General features: G+C 58.8%; 1 protein-coding gene. It reads left to right on the plus strand.

The window, feature by feature from the left end:
- Positions 1–244 precede the first annotated feature (244 nt).
- A complete protein-coding gene (locus tag C482_RS20075) occupies positions 245–547 on the plus strand; it encodes a hypothetical protein (protein ID WP_004592272.1) in 303 nt (100 codons plus the stop codon).
- Positions 548–898: the final 351 nt, after the last annotated feature.

An 898-nucleotide genomic window follows, 5' to 3' on the forward strand; every position in this document is an offset into this window, starting at 1 on the left:
ACTTGGTCGAGAACTGCAACGTTCGAGAACCGTGGTACGCGGAGGTGCTCATGTCGTTCGAGTGGCCATGGAGTGAGGACGGGCCACGCGATCGTCGTGAGTTGCCGCCGGTCCTCGACGAGCCGGTGGCTCGACCACCAGAGGATTGCCGATGACCCCGCGAGAACGGGCGAGGCACCCACTGGCGCGGGTGTGCCCGAAAGGGCCGGTGTCACACCACCGACCCCGTGCCGTCACGGAAACCATGACAGCAAAATCAGATTCCCCGGCAAAGGGGCATGAGAGTATCGATACCGAAGACTTGGTCCACGGAACGCCGCTCGAAGGTGAGTCAGACGAGTTCGTGGCGTTGGTGCTGGAGGGTCAGAAGCAGGAGGCTATAACGGCCGCAGACACGTTGACGCGGGCGTTACTGAACGATGATAAGCCACTGACGGACGACGATGTGGCGCGGCTCGCTGAGATCGGGAATGCGTTCCGGGCGATCTACAGTGAACTGGTCCACCGTGTGCCGGAGGAGCACCGTGTGAGGTACAAGGACTCGTAGTCGGTTTATCATACTTCTGGTAGTATGCGTATTCAGTGATACCCTCCCCTACAGTATTCATTAACTGTAGACCTTCGGTCTACAGTGAATGAAATTGGCCCACAGCCCATTTGCCCATGGTGTGTCAGAGAGGAGGTAGATATATAGATGCGCGTTGTTCTCGATCGGGGTGGTTCGTGATGGGTGCTCTATCCGTCGTTTTCGGTGTTGTTGAGTTTCGCCATGCCGACCATCGGGGCCAGCATCGGGGCGTGTAGCATGGCTTCAGCCAGTGCCTCGCGGTACGTGGTCACTGGTGGGGCATCTGTCTGTGTGTCTTCGGCTCGCCCGTACCCAGATCCGACGATCTCC

This window comes from Natrialba chahannaoensis JCM 10990, from assembly GCF_000337135.1.
Lineage (GTDB): Archaea > Halobacteriota > Halobacteria > Halobacteriales > Natrialbaceae > Natrialba > Natrialba chahannaoensis.